This is a genomic window from Pantoea sp. SIMBA_079 (assembly GCF_046940275.1).
Lineage (GTDB): Bacteria > Pseudomonadota > Gammaproteobacteria > Enterobacterales > Enterobacteriaceae > Pantoea > Pantoea borealis.
The window spans coordinates 1-229 of the sequence record NZ_JAWRYR010001033.1 but is presented as its reverse complement, the minus strand read 5'-3'; the positions used below and the strand labels follow the sequence as shown (position 1 = coordinate 229).

Below are 229 nucleotides of genomic sequence, written 5' to 3'. Positions count from 1 at the left end.
GCCGACGTGGAAACTGTTGGGACAACAGCCGGATGGAACGCTGCTTCCGGAGGCTGAAAAACGAGTGGTTTCCAGGGACAGGTTATATAAACTTTAGCTAAGCTGCTCATGCGATCACAGACTATATCGTCGGGTATTACAGCTAGCTAGGGCCGCATGATTAAAACGGTGGGTGGCCCTCAAACGAAGCGGAAAAGCGGTACTGGAAAAACTCTAAATCGGTGGCCAG

At 51.1% G+C, this 229-nt stretch carries 1 pseudogene; it reads left to right on the top strand.

The features are described from left to right. Window positions 1–229: pseudogene (locus SB719_RS23050) on the top strand (IS110 family transposase); the annotation flags it as partial.